Below are 445 nucleotides of genomic sequence, written 5' to 3'. Positions count from 1 at the left end.
CAGGACGTCCAGCAGTTCGGTGCGGATCGACTCCACCTGCGCCGAGTGCGAGGCGTAGTCCACCGGCACCCGGCGAGCCCGGACACCGTCCGCCTCACAGGAGGACAGCAGCTCCTCCAGTGCGGCCGGCTCACCCGAAACCACCACCGACGACGGACCGTTGACCGCAGCGACGGAGATCCGTTCCTCGCCCCAGGCCGCGAGCCGCTCGCGCACGGCCTCCACCGGCAGCGCGAGGGACACCATGCCGCCCCGGCCCGCCAGACCACCGGCGATCGCCCGGCTGCGCAGCGCCACCACCCTCGCGCCGTCCTCCAGCGACAGCGCACCCGCCACCACAGCAGCGGCGATCTCACCCTGCGAATGACCCACCACCGCAGCCGGACGGACCCCCGCCGAACGCCACACCTCCGCCAGCGACACCATCACCGCCCACAGCACCGGC

General features: G+C 73.5%; 1 protein-coding gene. It reads right to left on the bottom strand.

Translation table 11 applies throughout. From position 1 onward, the window contains the following. Window positions 1-445: acyltransferase domain-containing protein (locus UK12_RS33170; protein WP_045306927.1), on the bottom strand; the 445-nt coding region annotated here is incomplete at both ends.

This window comes from Saccharothrix sp. ST-888, assembly GCF_000955975.1.
Classification (GTDB): domain Bacteria; phylum Actinomycetota; class Actinomycetes; order Streptomycetales; family Streptomycetaceae; genus Kitasatospora.
Note: the sequence above shows the minus strand (reverse complement) of the source record. Positions and strands in the feature narration are given on the sequence as shown.